At 72.5% G+C, this 16403-nt stretch carries 17 protein-coding genes; 10 read left to right on the forward strand and 7 right to left on the reverse strand.

The genetic code is table 11. From position 1 onward, the window contains the following. Positions 1-133: 133 nt before the first annotated feature. From FH609_RS01940 to FH609_RS01950, 3 genes are all read left to right on the forward strand, one after another. On the forward strand, positions 134-1657 hold the full coding sequence (locus FH609_RS01940; protein WP_139665561.1) for an alpha-N-arabinofuranosidase: 1524 nt from the start codon (positions 134-136) through the stop codon (positions 1655-1657). Positions 1658-1891: 234 nt separating this feature from the next. Beyond that, positions 1892-3601, forward strand: a complete 1710-nt coding sequence (locus tag FH609_RS01945; RefSeq protein WP_139665560.1) for a histidinol-phosphatase — start codon at positions 1892-1894, stop codon at positions 3599-3601. A 191-nt stretch (positions 3602-3792) separates the two neighbouring features. Continuing rightward, complete coding sequence (locus FH609_RS01950; protein ID WP_139665559.1) at positions 3793-4602, forward strand: hypothetical protein; 810 nt, start codon at positions 3793-3795, stop codon at positions 4600-4602. Between the two features lie 54 nt (positions 4603-4656). Here FH609_RS01950 and FH609_RS01955 read toward each other — a convergent pair whose 3' ends face one another. Then, entirely contained in the window at positions 4657-5112 is a 456-nt protein-coding gene (locus FH609_RS01955; protein WP_226961339.1) for a MarR family winged helix-turn-helix transcriptional regulator, read from the reverse strand. Positions 5113-5268: 156 nt separating this feature from the next. Here FH609_RS01955 and FH609_RS01960 point away from each other — a divergent pair, with 156 nt between their 5' ends. The 3 genes from FH609_RS01960 to FH609_RS01970 all read left to right on the forward strand — a co-directional run bounded on the left by FH609_RS01960 (position 5269) and on the right by FH609_RS01970 (position 6829). After that, positions 5269-5655 (forward strand): tautomerase family protein, encoded by a 387-nt coding sequence (locus FH609_RS01960; RefSeq protein ID WP_139665557.1) that lies wholly within the window; start codon positions 5269-5271, stop codon positions 5653-5655. Positions 5656-5779: 124 nt separating this feature from the next. After that, positions 5780-6385, forward strand: coding sequence for a hypothetical protein (locus tag FH609_RS01965; protein ID WP_139665556.1), 606 nt, complete (start codon positions 5780-5782; stop codon positions 6383-6385). A gap of 90 nt (positions 6386-6475) precedes the next feature. Continuing rightward, positions 6476-6829 (forward strand): hypothetical protein, encoded by a 354-nt coding sequence (locus FH609_RS01970; RefSeq protein WP_139665555.1) that lies wholly within the window; start codon positions 6476-6478, stop codon positions 6827-6829. Between the two features lie 62 nt (positions 6830-6891). On the opposite strand, the gene FH609_RS01975 is transcribed toward FH609_RS01970, so the two are convergent. Further along, the gene (locus FH609_RS01975) at positions 6892-7191 is read right to left on the reverse strand and encodes a hypothetical protein (protein ID WP_139665554.1); all 300 of its coding nucleotides are present in this window, start codon (positions 7189-7191) and stop codon (positions 6892-6894) included. 115 nt (positions 7192-7306) lie between these two features. Between FH609_RS01975 and FH609_RS01980 the strand changes: the two genes are divergently transcribed. Together FH609_RS01980 and FH609_RS01985 are read left to right on the forward strand one after the other, a co-directional pair. Beyond that, positions 7307-7558 (forward strand): hypothetical protein, encoded by a 252-nt coding sequence (locus FH609_RS01980; protein ID WP_139665553.1) that lies wholly within the window; start codon positions 7307-7309, stop codon positions 7556-7558. Further along, on the forward strand, positions 7555-7980 hold the full coding sequence (locus FH609_RS01985; protein ID WP_139665552.1) for a hypothetical protein: 426 nt from the start codon (positions 7555-7557) through the stop codon (positions 7978-7980). The genes FH609_RS01980 and FH609_RS01985 overlap by 4 nt, the downstream gene beginning before the upstream one ends. Positions 7981-8005: 25 nt before the next feature. Here FH609_RS01985 and FH609_RS01990 read toward each other — a convergent pair whose 3' ends face one another. Next, positions 8006-8761, reverse strand: a complete 756-nt coding sequence (locus tag FH609_RS01990; protein WP_139665551.1) for an SDR family oxidoreductase — start codon at positions 8759-8761, stop codon at positions 8006-8008. Positions 8762-8904: 143 nt separating this feature from the next. Here FH609_RS01990 and FH609_RS01995 point away from each other — a divergent pair, with 143 nt between their 5' ends. Next, complete coding sequence (locus FH609_RS01995; protein ID WP_139665550.1) at positions 8905-9378, forward strand: RrF2 family transcriptional regulator; 474 nt, start codon at positions 8905-8907, stop codon at positions 9376-9378. A 230-nt stretch (positions 9379-9608) separates the two neighbouring features. Continuing rightward, positions 9609-11009, forward strand: coding sequence for a condensation domain-containing protein (locus tag FH609_RS02000; protein WP_139665549.1), 1401 nt, complete (start codon positions 9609-9611; stop codon positions 11007-11009). A gap of 95 nt (positions 11010-11104) precedes the next feature. Here FH609_RS02000 and FH609_RS02005 read toward each other — a convergent pair whose 3' ends face one another. From FH609_RS02005 to chvE, 4 genes are all read right to left on the reverse strand, one after another. Continuing rightward, complete coding sequence (locus FH609_RS02005; RefSeq protein WP_139665548.1) at positions 11105-12250, reverse strand: aldose epimerase family protein; 1146 nt, start codon at positions 12248-12250, stop codon at positions 11105-11107. 138 nt (positions 12251-12388) lie between these two features. Beyond that, positions 12389-13636, reverse strand: coding sequence for a multiple monosaccharide ABC transporter permease (mmsB, locus tag FH609_RS02010; protein ID WP_226961319.1), 1248 nt, complete (start codon positions 13634-13636; stop codon positions 12389-12391). Position 13637: 1 nt separating this feature from the next. After that, positions 13638-15236, reverse strand: coding sequence for a multiple monosaccharide ABC transporter ATP-binding protein (gene mmsA, locus FH609_RS02015; RefSeq protein WP_139665547.1), 1599 nt, complete (start codon positions 15234-15236; stop codon positions 13638-13640). A gap of 56 nt (positions 15237-15292) precedes the next feature. Then, positions 15293-16399 (reverse strand): multiple monosaccharide ABC transporter substrate-binding protein, encoded by a 1107-nt coding sequence (chvE, locus tag FH609_RS02020; protein WP_139665546.1) that lies wholly within the window; start codon positions 16397-16399, stop codon positions 15293-15295. Positions 16400-16403 lie beyond the last annotated feature (4 nt).

Genomic DNA, 16403 nt, shown 5'->3' on the forward strand with positions numbered 1-16403 from the left:
CGTGAGCCGTTGACGGGGGATCGTTCCCGACCATAGATTTTGTTCGAAGTTGCGATCGCAGTGCGAAATATCGAACGAATGCGATCGCGGGACTGACCGCACCGAACGCCCCGTTGAGCAAGCAGGGACCCGCATGAGTTCTGAGCACACCGCCCGTTTCACCCTGGACCCCGCCTTCGCCGTCTCCCCGGTGGACGAGCGGATCTTCGGCTCCTTCGTCGAGCACCTGGGTCGCTGCGTCTACAACGGCGTCTACGAGCCGGGCCACCCGAGCGCCGACGAGGCCGGGCTGCGCACCGACGTCCTCGACCTGGTGAAGGAGATGGGCGTCACGGTCGTCCGCTACCCGGGCGGCAACTTCGTCTCCGGCTTCAAGTGGGAGGACTCCGTCGGCCCCAGGGAGGACCGGCCGCGCCGGCTCGACCTGGCCTGGCGGTCCACCGAGAGCAACCAGTTCGGGCTCAGCGAGTTCGTCGACTTCGTCCGCAAGGTCGGCGCCGCGCCCATGCTGGCCGCCAACCTGGGCACCCGGGGCGTCGCCGAGGCCATCGAGCTCCAGGAGTACGCCAACCACCCCGGCGGCACCGCGCTGTCCGAGCTGCGGGCCGAGCACGGCGACCGGGAGCCGTTCGACATCCGCCTGTGGTGCCTGGGCAACGAGATGGACGGCCCCTGGCAGACCGGCCACAAGACCGCCGAGGAGTACGGCCGGCTGGCCGCCGAGACGGCCCGCGCCATGCGGCAGATCGACCCGGACGTCGAGCTGGTGGCCTGCGGCAGCTCCAGCCAGGGGATGCCGACGTTCGCCAGCTGGGAGTCGACCGTTCTTGAACACTCCTACGACCTGGTCGACCACATCTCGCTGCACGCCTACTACTACGAGCAGGAGGGCGACCGGGACTCGTTCCTGGCCTCCGCCGTGGACACCGAGTCCTTCATCGAGAACGTGGTCGCCACCGCCGACCACGTGGGCGCCCGGCTGAAGTCGAAGAAGCGCATCAACCTCTCCTTCGACGAGTGGAATGTCTGGTACCAGGACGGCAGCGCCCCGCAGCTCAGCGACGAGGGCCGGGGCGAGGACTGGGCCGAGGCGCCACGCCTGCTGGAGGACAACTACTCGGTGACCGACGCCGTCGTCGTCGGCTCGCTGCTGATCGCGCTGCTCCGCCACGCGGACCGGGTCAAGGTCGCCTGCCAGGCCCAACTGGTCAACGTCATCGCGCCGATCGCCACCGTGCCCGGCGGCCCGGCCTGGCGGCAGACCATCTTCCACCCGTTCGCCCAGGCGTCGAGGTACGGCCGGGGCACCGTCCTTGAGGTGCGCCCGCAGGGCCCGACCCACGAGACCGCCAAATACGGCGAGGTGGACCTGCTGCACGCCACCGCCGTGCGGGACGAGGAGACCGGCGCCGTCACCGTGTTCGCCGTCAACCGGGACCAGCGCGAGGCGCTGCCGCTGGAGGTCACGCTGGCCGGCCTGGGCCTCGGCGAGGTCGTGGAGCACAGCGTGCTCTCCGACGCCGACCCGGACGCGCGCAACACCGCGGACGAGCCCGACCGCGTCACCCCGCACGCCGGCACCGGGACCACCCTGAGCGACGGCACGCTGAGGGCCACCCTGGAGCCGCTCTCCTGGAACGTGATCCGCCTGGCGTGATGCGTCCGGCCTGATCCGCGCGTCCGTCCCGTCCGAGCCCCCGCCGCCGCCCGTCGACCTCGCCGTCCGGGCGGCGGCGGGCTGTCGGGCGGCGCGGCGTTCGCGCATGACCCGGAGTGTCCGAAAACAGCCGCTCTGCGGGCGCGTTGGTGTCCCCTTGCGCTCATCCGCCGTTCACGCGGCGGTCGGAGAGTGCGGTTGTTCAGGGCACAACCAACCGCCGGGAGCAGCATCATGGGCCACGGGCACCACCACCATCACGGTCACGACCACCACCACCCGCACCACGAGGCCGAGGCGAGACCGCTGCCGGAGGCGCTCGATCCGGCCGTTCCCGACGAGGAGTTGAGCCCGGGCCAGCTCTCCCGCCGGGGCGTGCTGCGCTCCGCCGGGCTGCTCGGCGCCGGCATGGCCGGGGCCGGGCTGGCCGCCGGAGCCGTCGCCACGCCCGCTGCGGCCGCGAGCCGGGCCGGGCGGGGCGGCGGCCGGGGCGGCCGGCTGCGCTGGATCGCCGGCGACCACCACATCCACACCCAGTTCAGCTCGGACGCCATGTACCGGGTCGAGGACCAGGTGCGCAACGGCTCACGGTTCGGCCTGGGCTGGATGGTGATCACCGACCACGGCGGCGAGAACCACAGCCGGATCGGCGTCGAGAAGGTCAACCCCGAGATCCGCGCCGCTCGCGAGACCTACGACGAGACCCTGGTCTTCCAGGGCCTGGAGTGGAACATCCCGTCCGCCGAGCACGGCACCGTCTTCGTCCACCCGGGCTCGGACGAGGTGCGGGTGCTCAAGCAGTTCGAGGTCGACTACGACGGCAGCGTGAACGGCGCCAGCGGCAACTCGCCCGCCAACGAGGCGCTCGCCATCGCCGGCCTCGACTTCCTCGCCGAGCAGGTCCGCCGCCGCACCGTGCGCGACGCCCTGATGCTGGCCAACCACCCGGCCCGGCAGGGCGTCGACTCGCCCCACGAGATCCGCGCCTGGCGCGACGCCCAGCCCCGCATCGCCGTCGGCTTCGAGGGCGCCCCCGGCCACCAGGCCGCCGGCATCCCCGCGCCGCACGGCCAGGGCAGCGGCCGTGGCTACTACACCGGAAGCCCTGGCCCCAACTCGTTCCCCGGCTACCCGGCGGAGAGCTACCGCACCTGGGGCGGCTTCGACTGGATGACGGCGACCGTCGGCGGCCTCTGGGACAGCCTGCTGGCCGAGGGCAAGCCCTGGTGGATCACCGCCAACTCCGACTCCCACGTCAACTATGCCGACACCTCCACCCGCCCCGAGGGCACGGACTTCGACGGGAACGGCTTCCACGACGACCCCGTCTACGCCGGCTCGGGGCTCAACCTGGGCGCGGGCGACTTCTGGCCGGGCCAGTACAGCCGCACCCATGTCGGCGCGCACGACTTCTCCTACGCGGCCGTGATGGACGGCATCCGCGCCGGGCGGATCTGGGTCGACCACGGCGGGCTGATCGCCGGCCTCGACGCCCAACTGCGCGGCGGCGGGCGGTCGGTGACCCTCGGCGACACGCTGACGGTGCGGCGCGGCACCCGGGTCGAACTCAAGATCAGGATCGCGCTGGCGGCCGTCCCCAACTGGGCCACCTTCCTGCCCAGGCTGGCCAGGGTGGACGTGATCAGGGGCGCCGTCACCGGCGCGGCCGCCGACCGCGACACCTTCCACGCCCCCGACACCCGGGTGGTGAAGTCCTGGGAGGTCAACGAGACCAGCGGCACGGTCACCTTCACCTACGACCTGGGCCGGGTCTCGGAGCCGGCCTATGTCCGGCTGCGCGGCACCGACGGCAAGCGGTCCCAGCCCGGACTCAACGGCGCGAACGTCGACCCGGCGGGCCCGGCCCTCGACGTCGAGGGCGACGCGGACCCGTGGGAGGACCTGTGGTTCTACTCCAACCCGATCTGGGTCCTGCCGGAGTGACGGCGTTGGCCTGACCGCGCTCCGGGAGCCGGCCGCGCCGCCGGGGTTGCCCCGGCGGGCCGCGCGGCCGGCCCCGGCGCTTCGCGGGCTCGGTGGGGCTCCGCCGTCCGGCGACGAGGAGGGACGCCGTAGGCTGCGGCTGTCATGACCGCCGTGGGCCGGTCCGCCCGCCCGCTTCCGAGGAGACGGCCATGAGCAGCGAGGTCTCCCGATGGCTGGTGGCGGTCGTCGCGTTGGCGCTGGCCCTGCCCCTGCTGACCGGCTGTGCCGTCAACCAGGGCACGGCGCTGGCCTCGGACTTCGAGGAGCACTGGGGCGGCACGCCTGACGTGGCGGAGGTCGTCGTCCACGGGTACAACACCCTTCCCTTCTCCGGGACCGCCACCGGGACGCTCGTACTGCGGGAGGGGACCCCGCCCGAGCGGGTCGGGGAACGGGCGGAGGCGCTGCGGGAGTACGTCGCGCGGGAGGGCTCCGTCACCGGGCGGATCACGGCGGACGACATCACCTTCACCGTGGCGGCGGACGAGGGGCGCACGCGTGAAGTCCTGGCGCTGTGGGCCTCGTTGCGGTCCGACGCACGGGTGGTGGACGGGGACGTGGGGGCCGCCACCCTGCGCGGCGAGCACCGCTGGCAGGCCCGCGTCACGGTGGTCGATGCCGACGGCGCGCTGGCGGTCTTCGACGACCTGCTCGGCGGGGGCGGCCGGCACCGGCCGCCGTCGGACCCGATGGCGGTGGAGGTGGTCACGGCCTCCGGCGCGCGGCCCGGCCTCAGCATCCGCTCGGAGCTGGACGGCCGCCTGCCGACGGAGGCGCTCGCCGCCTACGAGGCGGTGGTCGCCGAACTCCCGGTCGCCGGCGCGACGTTGCGCGACACCGGGCTGAGCATCACCGTGGCCGACCCGGCGGACCTGGACGCCGCGCTCGCCCTGGCACGGGAAGCGGCGCCGGGGATGGACCCGGCCGCCCTCCATGTCGGCGCCGCCCGCGTCGGCTGACCCACCCACCGTTCCACGCGATCACGCGCGCCGGCGGGACGCCCGGCTCCTCCGTCAGCGCCGCTCCTCCGTGGGCTCCGCCCTGTCCGGCCCGTCCGGACCCGGCCCGTCCGGCCCGTCCGCCAGCGCGGCCTCGTACGCCGTGAACGCCCGCACCACGGCCGCCCGTTCGGGCGGCGTCAGCGGCTCCAGCGCCGCGCGCCAGGCGCGGGCGCCGGGGGAGAGCCACCGTTCCAGCGCCGGCCGCATCCCCTCGGGGATGGAGACCACGCGGCGGCGCCGGTCGCTCTCGTCCTCGCGGCGGTCCAGGACGCCCTTTCTGCTCAGCTCGCTGACCAGCAGGCTCGCGGTGGTGGGGGCCACCTCCAGGCGGTCGGCCAGCTCGCTGACCGTCATCGGGCCGTCGAGCAGCAGGAACGACAGCAGCGAGAGATGGCGCGGGGCGAGCGCCAACTCCGCGAGTTCCTCCGGGGCCCCGAGGCGCTTGATGCGGCCGATGGCGCGCGGCATCACCAGCAGGAGCCTGCGGATGGCGGCGGAGATGTCCTCGGAGTCGGAGTCGGAGTGGGAGTCGGAGTCGGGAACGCGATCGGAGTGGACGGGCGGCGTGTCGGGCATTATCTTTGCTTCCAAAGCTATTTTGTTGTTGGGGCAACAGGAGGAATCATGCCGCACTGCGTCGTCACCGTGGCCGAGGAACTGCTCGACGGCACGACCGAGGAGCGTCTGGTGGCCGGACTCACCGATGCGGTGCTCGCCGTGTACGGGGAGTGGGCCCGCCCGCTGGTGGTCATCGAGTTCCACGGCGTGCCCACCGCCCGGTTCGCCGTGGGCGGCGAACTCGGGAAGGCGCCCGCGCCCGCCGTTCACTTCAGCAGCCGTGCCGGGCTGTTCACCCAGGTGCCGGACGCCGCCGAGCGGCTGGCCGCCGGGTTCACCGACGCCCTCGCCGCGGTGTTCGGCGAGGAGCTGCGCAAGGACATCGGCGTGACCCTGATCGGCACCGCCGACGACCGGTCCGCCGTCGGCGGGGTCCTGTTCGCCAACGCGTGAGGGGGGCGTCGCTGCCGTTCACGCGGCGGTGGCCCGGGCGTTCGCGGAACGTTCCCGCCCGGTCCCCGCCCCGGGGGAGGCTGGGCCGGTCCCGCGTCCCGACCACGCCCGGAGGGTTCCGCCCGTGCCGACCCCGTCCCGCCATCCGTTCGCCGCGTCCGCCGCGCCCGGCCACTGGCTGGGGCTGGCCGCCGGCCACGCCCGCAACGCCGACGCGGACCATCTGCTGCACCGGCTCGCCGCCGAACTCCCGCTGCCGGTCGCAGCGTTGGGGCAGACGCACCGCGTCGGGCCCGGGCGGCTCGGCCTCAGCCTCGGGCTGCCGGACCCGGCGACGGCCCGGGCCGCCGCCGGCTGGCTGGCGGCGGCCGCGCCCGAGGTCGCGGTCGCCGAGGCGGCGGGCGGGGCAACGCGCGGCCCCGAGCGCTGGCGCGCGGACGCGGCGGCGGCGCTGGCGGCCGCGCCGCAGGGCGGTCGGGCGGTGCTCTTCCCGGGGGCGGCCGAGCTGCCGGCCACGCTCACCGTCGGCGAACTGCTCTCCCGCACGGCCATCGACGCGGTGCGCGTTCTCGGCGGGTCCGCCGCCGGCCCCGAGGCGCTGGTCGAGACCAGGAACCATCTGCGGCCGGACCGCGCCAACGGACTCCTGACGCTCCAACTCGCGCCGTCCCGCGCCGGGTTCGTCCCGTTCGAGGTGCCCGACCCGCACCCGTGCTGCGGCGCCCACTGAGCCGGGAGCCCTCCCGGCGCCGGCGGCGGCGGGCCGCCGATGCCGGGCTGCGGCTGGTCGGGACCAAGCGGACGGCTGCTGGGGGAACAGGTGGACCGCGAGCGGTACTACCTCGTCGTCGAGACGCCCGACGGGAACTGGGGCCTCGACATCGAGGGGCTCTTCCTCGAAGGGCTGCGGCCGTGGCAGAAGGACACGGCCAACGCGGACTGCCGGGGCCTGGTCACCGGCGTCGTGGACAACGCCCAGACGCTGCGGGCTGCCGCCAAGGGCTCGTGCGACGACTGGCTCACCAGGCTGACCCGTGGCCGCTGCGAACACCACTGGATCGACGGCGTGCGCTACCGGGACCTCACGGTGGTGCGCTGCCCGGCCTGCCGGGCGCGCGACCTGGTCGACTCCTCCGGGTCCTCGTACATCGAGTCGCCCGAAGCGTCGCCCTGACCGGCCCGCCCTGACCGGCCCGCCCTGACCGGCCCGCCTCGCCTCGCCCCGCCCGGCCCCGGTCAGCTGCCCGGGTCCGGCATCCCCTCGGCCTCCGCCGCCGCCTCGGCCGCCGCGTCGGCCTCGCGGCGGAGCCGGCAGTTCAGGCGCCCCTCGCGGGTGTCCACCAGCACGGTGTCGCCCTCCCGCGCCTCGTGCCCGGTGAGCACGGCGTCGATCTCCGAGCGCAGCTCCTCGCTGCGGTCCGGCTCTCCCGAGAGCAGCGCGACGGCCGCCTCCGTGGCCGTGAGGCGCAGGCCGCGCAGCCGCAGCCGTTCGGTCTGCCGTTCCAGCGCCGGACTGGTGGCCGTCTCCCGCACCATCGTTCGCTCCCTGGCCGCCCGAGGTCTCTCCCTCCACTAGAGCGCCGCTCGCGCCGGCCCGCAAACCGGTCGGCGGGGTCTGGCCACCGGCGCCGGTCGGTGGTACTACTGAAGTATGACCATGCGGAAAACGGCGATCTCGTTGCCCGAGGACCAGCTGATGCGGCTGAAGGCCGCCGAGGCGGCCGGGCGCATCCCCAGCGTCTCCGGGCACATCCAGGAGCTGCTCCGGCGCGAGGAGGAGACCGCCGAGGTCGACGAGACGCTCCGCCGCCTCTTCGGCGAGCAACTCCCGGGCGAGGAGCACCTGAAGTGGGCCGACCGCGCCCTGGGCCTCGACACTGCCGAGGGGCGCGGCGCCGCGTGACGGCGCCCGACGAACCCTCGGGCGCCGCCCCCGCGATAGGCGGTCGCATCCTCGACACCACGGCGCTGGTCGCCGCCGCCCAGGGCAGCCCGCACATGCGGGCGCTGCTGAGCGCCGCGCACCGGCATGTCATCCCGCTGTTGGCGCCGGCCAGTTGCGTCGCCGACGCGGCGGCCGACCTGCATCCGCACGGCCGGGACGCGCTCACCGCGATCCTGCGGTTCCCGCTGGTCACCTTCGCCGCGCTGGACGAGGCGCACGCCGTCGGCTCGGGCATCCTGCGCTCCGCGCACCGGCCGGCCGCGACCACGCCCGGCCATGTGGCCTATCTCGCGGCCGCCCGCCAGTGGCCGGTGATCACCGCGACGCCCGCGCCGCTGCGCACGCTCTATCCCGCGATCGAGGTCGAACTGCTGCCCTGAGCCCGCCCGTTCAGCGGGCGGCGGCTCACCGCGTGGCGGCGGCCTGCTCGGTCAGCCACTGCTCGAACGTGGTCGGCGCGATCCGGGCGTTCTCGCCGGGCAGCAGCGCCTCGCCGCTCATCTCGGTGCCGAAGACCCCGGACCAGGTGGGCACCAGGCGCACCTGGCGCCCCCGGGCGCGGAGGGTGCGGCGGGCCATGTCCACGAGGTCCTGGGTCTCGGGGCCGGCGAGGTCGGGGTGCCGGCCCTGCGGCCGGTCGGTGGCGACCTCGGCCAGCACCTCGGCGACGTCGGCCGGCGCGACGGGCCGCACCAGCAGCGGCGCGATGGTGGCCGCCCCGTCCCGCTCGGTCCAGCCGGCCACCATCTCCGCGAAGTCGTGGAACTGGGTGGCCGGCACGACCGTCCACGGGATCGGCCCCTCGGCGACCAGCCGCTCCTGCTCGCGCTTGCCGGCGTAGTGCGCGTTGCCGTCGATCCGCTGGATGCCGACGATCGACAGCAGCACATGGTGGCGGACCCCGGCCCGCTCCTCGGCCGCCAGCAGGTTCCGCGTCATGGTGCCGAGCTGCTCGACGGCCGAACTCCGTTCCATCGCGGGAGAGTTGGTCGCGTCGACCAGCGCGTCGACGCCGACCAGCGCGGCGTCCAGGCCCTCGCCCGTCAGCAGGTCCACGCCCAGCGAGCGACTGATCCGGACGACCTCGTGCCGCTCGCGCTCCAGGGCCCGGACGGTCAGGGCGCCGATCCTCCCGGTCGCTCCGGCGACGGCGATGCGCATGGCGTCTCCTTCTCTCTCGTGTTCTCTCTCGTGCTGTCCCGTGCTCTTCGTCCGGGTCTCCCGGTGTCTCGGCCGACGCTATCCAGGACTAAAGAGATCCGCAATATCTTTGAAGGGGTGGCGCCGTCGCTAGACTCGACGCCATGAAGCTGCCCGTGAGCACCGAATGGCTCCTGCACTGCGCGACCTCGCTGGCGCAGCTCGAACCGGGTGTCACGGCCTCGGCGGCCCAACTCGCCGCCTACTTCGACCTGCCGGCGCCCTATCTCGCCAAGCAGCTCCAGGCCCTGGTCAGGGCGGGGGTGCTCAGCGCCACCACGGGGCCGCGCGGCGGGTTCCAACTGGCCAGGCCGGCCGCCGAGATCACCCTCCTGGAGATCGTCGAGGCGGTGGACGGGGCGTCCACGCCGTTCCAGTGCCGCGAGATCCGCCAGCGCGGGCGCGGCGCCCACCCGCCCGATGACTGCGCCGAAGCCTGTCTGCTCGCCGTCAGGATGGCCGAGGCGCACCGCGCCTGGCGGCGCAGCCTCGCCGGCACCACGCTCGCCGACGTCCTCGGCGAACTCCCCGCCACCGCCCCGGCCCGTACCCGCCGGCTGCTCACCGAGACGGAGTGAACCGGCGCGTGCGGTGGCGCGCGGACGGGTGGTGGGCGTGACCGGGAGGCGCCCGGCGCGTTGGTTCTGTTATGCCGTCGACCGTTGACCCGCGCGCCCCTCGCGGCGCCGGGCCTGGCGACGGCGGCGTGCCAGGGCGCGGCGGTCCCGCGCCCTGGCACGCCGGCCCGCCCGACCCCCACCCGCGCCACCTGGGTTCCCGGGGCGTGTGAACGGAGAGCCCCGTGCGAATGACCGACATCCAGCGCTGCGAGATCCGCCCCGGGCGACTGGTGGAGTGGTCGCTGCCAGCGCCGACCGTCGAGGCCGCGAGGTCGGCGCCGGACGACTCCCGACCGCCCGCCTATGTGCAGGAGTTCCACCTCAGGACCGCCCGTGACGCCCGAGCCGCCGGGCTGTGCGCGCCCGGCTGGCTCGGCGTCGCCTTCGACCTGCCGGGCCGGGTGGACCTCGATGCCCTCGAACGGGCGCTGCACGCCTGGACGTTGCGGCACGAGACGCTGCGCAGCGGGTTCCGCTGGGCCGGCGAGACGATGCGGCGGTTCACGTTGCCGGCCGAGGCCGTCGCGCTGGACCGGTCCGAGGTCGGCCACTTCGCCGAGCCGGCGACCCTGACCCGCTACCTCCAGGACCGCTTCGACCGGGCCGCCGACGCCCTCAGCTGGCCCAACTTCCTCTACACCGCCGTGGTCAGGCCGGACGGCGCCGCGCTCTACCTGGCCTTCGACCACAGCAACGTGGACGCGCACTCCATCTACCGCATCCCCGCCGAGATCCACCAGCTCTACGCCTCCCAGCTGCGCGGCGAGCCGGCTCCGCTGCCGCCGGTCGACAGCTATGTCGACTTCTGCGCCACCGAGCGGGCGCGGGCCGACGCGATCGACGGAACGCACGAGATCATCGGCCGCTGGCGGGAGTTCGTCGCCCGCTCCGGCGGGGTGATGCCGGCGTTCCCCGTCGACCTGGGGCTCGATCCCGAAGGGCCGCTGCCGACCCAGCGGTTCGAGCACGAGACGCTGGTGGACGCCGGCGCGGCGGCCGCCTTCGAGGCGCACTGCCGGCCGTTCGGCGGGACGTTGGTCGGCGCGCTCGCCGCCTCGGCGTTGATCTTCCGCGAGTTGGGCGGGGTGGACACCTACCGCACCGTGGTGCCGTTCCACACCCGGGTCAGGTCCCGGTGGTCGGACTCGGTCGGCTGGTACGTGGGCGGCGCGCCGGTCGAGATCCCGGTGGGGCGGGCGTCGGGGTTCGACGAGGCGCTGCCGATGGCCCGTTCGGCGCTGCGCGCGAACCGGGCGTGCGCGCGGATTCCCATCTCGCGGGCGCTGGGGCTGCTGGGCTCCGACTTCCGCTTCGACTCGCCGGACCTCTGCTCGTTCCTGTCCTATGTGGACGGGCGCGGGGTGCCGCTGTCGGAGCGGTGGGCCGAGCTGCGGGCGTACGGGCTGGTCCGCGTCTCCTACGGGGACCGGGTCTGCGTGTGGCTGACCCGGCTGCACGAGGGCTTGCAGTTCGCGGCCCGCTTCCCGGACACGGAGGTGGCGGGGAAGACGATGCGGCTGTATGTCGAGCGGCTGCGGGAGTTGGTGCTGTCGGTGGCGCGGGCGGATTCGGAGGCGGTGGCGCGGTAGCGCGGTTCCTCGCCGGGAACGCGGGCCGGCCCGTGGACCTGGGGGGTCCACGGGCCGGGGGTCGAGCGGCGGGGCTCGGCGGAGGTCAGCCGGGCTCAGCGGGTGGAGAAGGCGTAGACCGTGGTGGAGCGGTAGGTCTCGCCGGGGCGGAGCACGGTCGAGGGGAACTCGGGCTGGTTGGGTGAGTCCGGGAAGTGCTGGGTCTCCAGGCACAGCCCGTCACCCTGCCGGTAGGCCCGGCCCGAGGTGCCGACCAGGGTGCCGTCGAGGAAGTTCCCGCTGTAGAACTGCACGCCCGGCTCGGTGGTGGAGACGGTCATCAGCCGGCCCGAGCGCCGCTCGTAGAGCTGGGCGAAGCGCTCGGGGCGACGGGTGATCCCCTTGTCCAGCACGAAGTTGTGGTCGAAGCCCTGGCCGTAGAGGATCTGCTGGTGGCTCTCCCTGATGTCCTCGCCGATGGTCTTGCCCCGGCGGAAGTCGAACGGGGTGCCGCCGACGGAGGCCAGCTCGCCCGTCGGGATGAGGACGTCGTTGACCGGGGTGTACTTCCCGGCCGCCAGGCTCAGCTTGTGGTCGTAGATCCCGCCGTTGCCCTCGCCCGCCAGGTTGAAGTAGGTGTGGTTGGTGAGGTTGAGCACGGTGGGCGCGTCGGTGGTCGCCTCGTAGTCGATGCGGAACTCGCCGTCGTCGGTGAGCGTGTAGTCGACCCGGACGTCCAGCGTGCCCGGGTAGCCCATCTCGCCGTCCGGGCTGGAGTAGGTGAGCGTCAGCCCCGACCTGCCGTTCGGGTTGACGTCCCAGATCCGCTTGTCGAAGCCCTGGGTGCCGCCGTGCAGGCTGTTGGGCCCGTCGTTGACCGGCACCTGGTACTCGGTGCCGTCCAGGGTGAACTTCCCGGCGGCTATGCGGTTGCCGTAGCGGCCTATCAGCGCGCCCATGTAGGGCGAGTCGCCGAGATAGGGGTCGAGTTCGGCGAAACCCAGCGAGACGTTGACCGACTCGCCGTCCCGGTCGGGCACTTCGAGGGTCTGGACGATCCCGCCGAAGTTGAGCACCCCGAGCCGGATGCCGCCGTTTGCGAGGGTCCACCGCTGGACCTCGGTGCCGTCCGCCAGCTCGCCGAAGCGCTCGGGGCGGGGCGACGCTCCGCCATGGCCTCCCGCCGAGGCCCGGCCGACCGTCGCGGCGGTGATCCCCGCAGCGGCCGCCGTCGCGATCACGGCTCTCCTTGAGGTGGTCATCGAAGGTTGCTCCTTCTGATCGTCCCGTTGATGAGTGTGCCGTATTGCTCGAATGCAGATTACTTCTGTTCGATGCTGATCGTTCCCCCGCGTGGTTCCGGAATCTCAGGAGCCTCGGCGACCACGGGGGCCCCAACCTCAGGAGCTGGCGCGGCGCTTGTTCCACACGTCGAAGCCGACGGCGGCGAGCAGGACCAGGCCCTTGATCACCTGCTGCCAGTCCTGACTGATGCCGACCAGGGACATGCCGTTGTTGAGCACGCCCAGCACCAGTCCGCCGATCACCGCGCCCAGCACGGTGCCCACGCCGCCGCTCATCGAGGCGCCGCCGATGAACGCGGCGGCGATCGCCTCCAGCTCGAAGAGGTTGCCCGCGCCCGGGGTGCCCGCGTTGAGCCGGGCCGCGAAGACACAGCCGGCCAGCGCGGCCAGCACGCCCATGTTGACGAAGACCAGCATCGTGACGCGCTTGTCCTTGACGCCGGAGAGCTGCGCCGCGGCCCGGTTGCCGCCCAGCGCGTAGATGTGCCGGCCGACCACCGCGTTGCGCATCACGAAGCCCATCGCCACCAGCAGCCCGCCCAGGATCAGCAGGATCACCGGCACGCCCCGGTAGCTCGCCAGGGTCAGCGTGAACGCCATCATCGCGGCGACGATAACCGCGCACTTCAGCAGGAACATCCGGAACGGCAGCACATGCAGCTCGTACGCCTGCGCCTGCTGCCGCTGCCGCCACTCCTGGAAGAGCGCGATCGCGCACACCGCCACGCCCAACAGCACCGTGAGGTTGTGGTAGTTGGTGTTGGGCCCGACCTCCGGCAGGAAGCCCTGGCTGATGTCCTGGAAGCCCTTGGGGAACGGGGAGACCGACTGCCCGTCCAGCAGGATCTGGGTGGCCCCCCGGAAGAGCAGCATTCCGGCCAGGGTGACGATGAACGACGGAATGCCCACATAGGCGATCCAGAAGCCCTGCCAGGCCCCGACCGCCGCGCCGATCAGCAGCGAGACGGCCAGCGCCACCTGCCAGGGCAGGTCGTGGTCCACCATCATCACGGCGGCCGCCGCCCCCGTGAAGGCGGCCAACGACCCCACTGACAAGTCGATATGGCCGTTGATGATCACGATCATCATGCCGATGGCCAGAATCAGGATGTAGCCGTTCTGAAGCACAATGTTGGTGACATTGCGGGGCAACAGCATGTCGCCCCCGCTCCAGACCTGGAACAGCCCGAGCAGCAGCACCAGGGCGATCAACATCCCGTACTGCCGCATGTTGTTCCGCAGCGCGCGCAACGCCTGCGCCGTCAGGGACCGCGCCGTGGAGGCGGGCGCACCTTCCGGTTTCCGGTGGCCCTCGGGGTTCTTGTCGAGAGTGGCCTGGCTCATCTCAATCCTCTCCCGTCGTGGGCCGGTCCCCGGGTTCCCCGGACAGGTCGTGGGTCCTGGTCATCAGCCGCATCAGCCCCTCCTGGGTGGCCTCGTCGCGGTCCAGCACCCCGGTCAGTCGGCCGAAGGCCATCGTGGCGATCCGGTCGCAGATCCCCAGCAGCTCGGACAGCTCCGAGGAGATGACCACCACCGCCTTGCCCTGCGCGGCCAGTTGGTCGATCACGGTGTAGATCTCCGACTTGGCGCCGACGTCGATGCCCCGCGTCGGCTCGTCGAGGATCAACACCTGCGGCTCGGCGTTGATCCACTGGCTGAGCACCACCTTCTGCTGGTTGCCGCCGCTGAGGCGGCCCACCTGCTCGAAGACCGTGGGTGCCTTGATGTTCATCGAAGTGCGGAACCGCTCGGCGACCTGGCGCTCGCCGTGCGCGTCCACCAGCCCCCGGCTGGCCATCCGGGGCAGGGCGGCCAGCGAGATGTTGCGGCTGATGGTGTCGATCAGGTTGAGGCCGTAGGTCTTGCGGTCCTCGGTGACATAGGCGATCCCGTGCCGCACGGCCTCCGCCACCGTCCGGGTCGAGATCTCCCGGCCGTGCAGTTCCACCGTGCCGCGCTCGTACCGGCCCCAGGAGCGCCCGAAGACGCTCATCGCCAACTCGGTGCGCCCGGCGCCCATCAGCCCCGCGATGCCCAGGATCTCCCCGTGGCGCACCTCGAAGGAGACCGAGTCCACCACCTTGCGGCTGGTGTCCACCGGGTGCCGCACCGTCCAGTCCCGCACCGTCAGCGCGACCTGCCCGGCGCGGTCGCCGGTGTAGGGCGTGCGGTCCGGATAGAACTGGTCCAGCTCCCGGCCGACCATCCGCTCGATCAGCTGCTCGTCGGTGATCCGGGACGGCTCGCCCGGGCTCTCCCGCACGGTCAGCGTCTCGATCGACCGGCCGTCCCTGATCACCGTGACCGTGTCGGCCACCTGCCGGATCTCGTTGAGCTTGTGCGAGATCAGGATGCAGGAGATGCCCTGCTCGCGGAGTTCCCCGATGAGTTCGAGGAGCTTGCGGCTGTCCTCGTCGTTGAGCGCGGCCGTCGGCTCGTCCAGGATCAGCAGCTTGACCCGCTTGGCCAGCGCCTTGGCGATCTCCACCAACTGCTGCTTGCCGACGCCCAGTTCGGCGATCCGGGTGCCGGGCCGCTCGTCCAGGCCGACGCGGCGCAGCAGCCGTTCGGTCTCCACCAGCGTCGACGACCAGCTGATGACGCCGCGGGTGGCCCGTTCGTTGCCGAGGAAGATGTTCTCGGCGATGGACAACTGGGGGACGAGCGCCAGCTCCTGATGGATGATCACGATGCCGCGCCGCTCGCTGGCCCTGATGTCCCGGAACTCGCACGGCTCGCCCTCGAAGCGGATCTCCCCGCCGTAGGTGCCGTGCGGATGAACCCCGCTGAGCACCTTCATCAGGGTGGACTTCCCGGCGCCGTTCTCGCCGCAGATCGCGTGCACCTCTCCGGTGCGCACCGAGATGTCCACCCCGTCGAGGGCCTTGACGCCGGGGAAGGTCTTGGTGATCCCGCGCATTTCCAGCACGTGTGGTGCCATGGCGTTCTCTCTCTCCCTGTCAGGCGGTCCCTGTGGGACGTCCTGTCAGCCCCGGCTCAGCCCGTGATCTGGGCCTCGGTGTAGTAGCCCTCCTCGATCAGCAGCTCGTAGTTCTCGGCGTCGATGCTGACCGGGTCCAGCAGGTAGGCGGGCACGACCTTGACGCCGTTGTCGTAGCTCTCGGTGTCGTTGACCTCGGGCTCCTCGCCGGCCAGCAGGGACTCGCCCATCGCGACGGCCAGCCGGGCCAGTTCGCGGGTGTCCTTGTAGACGGTCTGGGTCTGCTCGCCCGTGACGATCGACTTCACCGAGGCCAGCTCGGCGTCCTGCCCGGTGACCACGGGGAACGGGGTGTCGCCTGAGCCGTAGCCGACGCTCTTGAGCGCGGAGAGCACGCCGATGGAGATCCCGTCGTACGGGGAGAGCACCGCGTCCACGGGCTCGCCGCGGTAGTGCGCGGTGAGCAGGTCGTCCATCCGGTTCTGGGCGGTGCCGCCGTCCCAGCGCTCGGTGGTGACCTCGCTCAGCTCGGTCTGGCCGCTCTGGACGGTGAGTTGACCGCTCTCCAGATACGGGTCGAGGACGCTCATCGCGCCCTCGAAGAAGTACCGGGTGTTGTTGTCGTCGGGCGAGCCGGCGAACAGCTCGATGTTGAAGGAGTCGTCCTGGTTCTCCTCCAGGCCGAGCGCGTCGACGATGTACTGCGCCTGGAGCTCGCCGACCTTGCTGTTGTCGAACGTCGCGTAGCAGTCGACGTTCTCGGAGTTCATCAGCAGCCGGTCGTAGGCGATGACCGGGATGTCGGCGTCGGCGGCCTGCTGGAGGACGTTGCTCAGCGAGGAGCCGTCGATGGCGGCGATCACCAACAGGTCGTGGCCCCGGGCGATCATGTTCTCGATCTGGGATATCTGGTTCTCGACCCGGTCCTCGCCGTACTGGAGGTCGGTCTCGTACCCGGCCTCCTCGAACTGCGCGACCATGTTGTCGCCGTCGGCTATCCATCGTTCCGACGACTTGGTGGGCATCGCGATGCCCACCGTCCCGCCCTCGGCGTCGGCGTCGCGTCCGCCGCCCCCGCCCGAGTCCTGGCCGCAGGCGGTCAGGGGGAGGACGAGGGCGGCGGCGACGGCGAGGGTGCGGGTCGCGGCTCGTGCACGAGACATTGAT

The organism is Streptomyces sp. 3MP-14, assembly GCF_006334905.2.
Classification (GTDB): Bacteria; Actinomycetota; Actinomycetes; order Streptomycetales; family Streptomycetaceae; genus Streptomyces; species Streptomyces triticirhizae.

What these genes read in the sequence shown, in the direction of transcription:
- FH609_RS02005 (WP_139665548.1), bottom strand. Translation starts at nt 12,250, where the DNA reads ATGACCACCTCAAGGAGAGCCGTGATCGCGACGGCGGCCGCTGCGGGG.
- chvE (WP_139665546.1), bottom strand. Translation starts at nt 16,399, where the DNA reads ATGTCTCGTGCACGAGCCGCGACCCGCACCCTCGCCGTCGCCGCCGCC.
- FH609_RS01975 (WP_139665554.1), bottom strand. Translation starts at nt 7,191, where the DNA reads ATGGTGCGGGAGACGGCCACCAGTCCGGCGCTGGAACGGCAGACCGAA.
- FH609_RS01995 (WP_139665550.1), top strand. Translation starts at nt 8,905, where the DNA reads ATGAAGCTGCCCGTGAGCACCGAATGGCTCCTGCACTGCGCGACCTCG.
- FH609_RS01980 (WP_139665553.1), top strand. Translation starts at nt 7,307, where the DNA reads ATGACCATGCGGAAAACGGCGATCTCGTTGCCCGAGGACCAGCTGATG.
- mmsA (WP_139665547.1), bottom strand. Translation starts at nt 15,236, where the DNA reads ATGGCACCACACGTGCTGGAAATGCGCGGGATCACCAAGACCTTCCCC.
- FH609_RS01990 (WP_139665551.1), bottom strand. Translation starts at nt 8,761, where the DNA reads ATGCGCATCGCCGTCGCCGGAGCGACCGGGAGGATCGGCGCCCTGACC.
- FH609_RS01950 (WP_139665559.1), top strand. Translation starts at nt 3,793, where the DNA reads ATGAGCAGCGAGGTCTCCCGATGGCTGGTGGCGGTCGTCGCGTTGGCG.
- FH609_RS01960 (WP_139665557.1), top strand. Translation starts at nt 5,269, where the DNA reads ATGCCGCACTGCGTCGTCACCGTGGCCGAGGAACTGCTCGACGGCACG.
- FH609_RS02000 (WP_139665549.1), top strand. Translation starts at nt 9,609, where the DNA reads ATGACCGACATCCAGCGCTGCGAGATCCGCCCCGGGCGACTGGTGGAG.
- mmsB (WP_226961319.1), bottom strand. Translation starts at nt 13,636, where the DNA reads ATGAGCCAGGCCACTCTCGACAAGAACCCCGAGGGCCACCGGAAACCG.
- FH609_RS01955 (WP_226961339.1), bottom strand. Translation starts at nt 5,112, where the DNA reads ATGCCGCGCGCCATCGGCCGCATCAAGCGCCTCGGGGCCCCGGAGGAA.
- FH609_RS01945 (WP_139665560.1), top strand. Translation starts at nt 1,892, where the DNA reads ATGGGCCACGGGCACCACCACCATCACGGTCACGACCACCACCACCCG.
- FH609_RS01940 (WP_139665561.1), top strand. Translation starts at nt 134, where the DNA reads ATGAGTTCTGAGCACACCGCCCGTTTCACCCTGGACCCCGCCTTCGCC.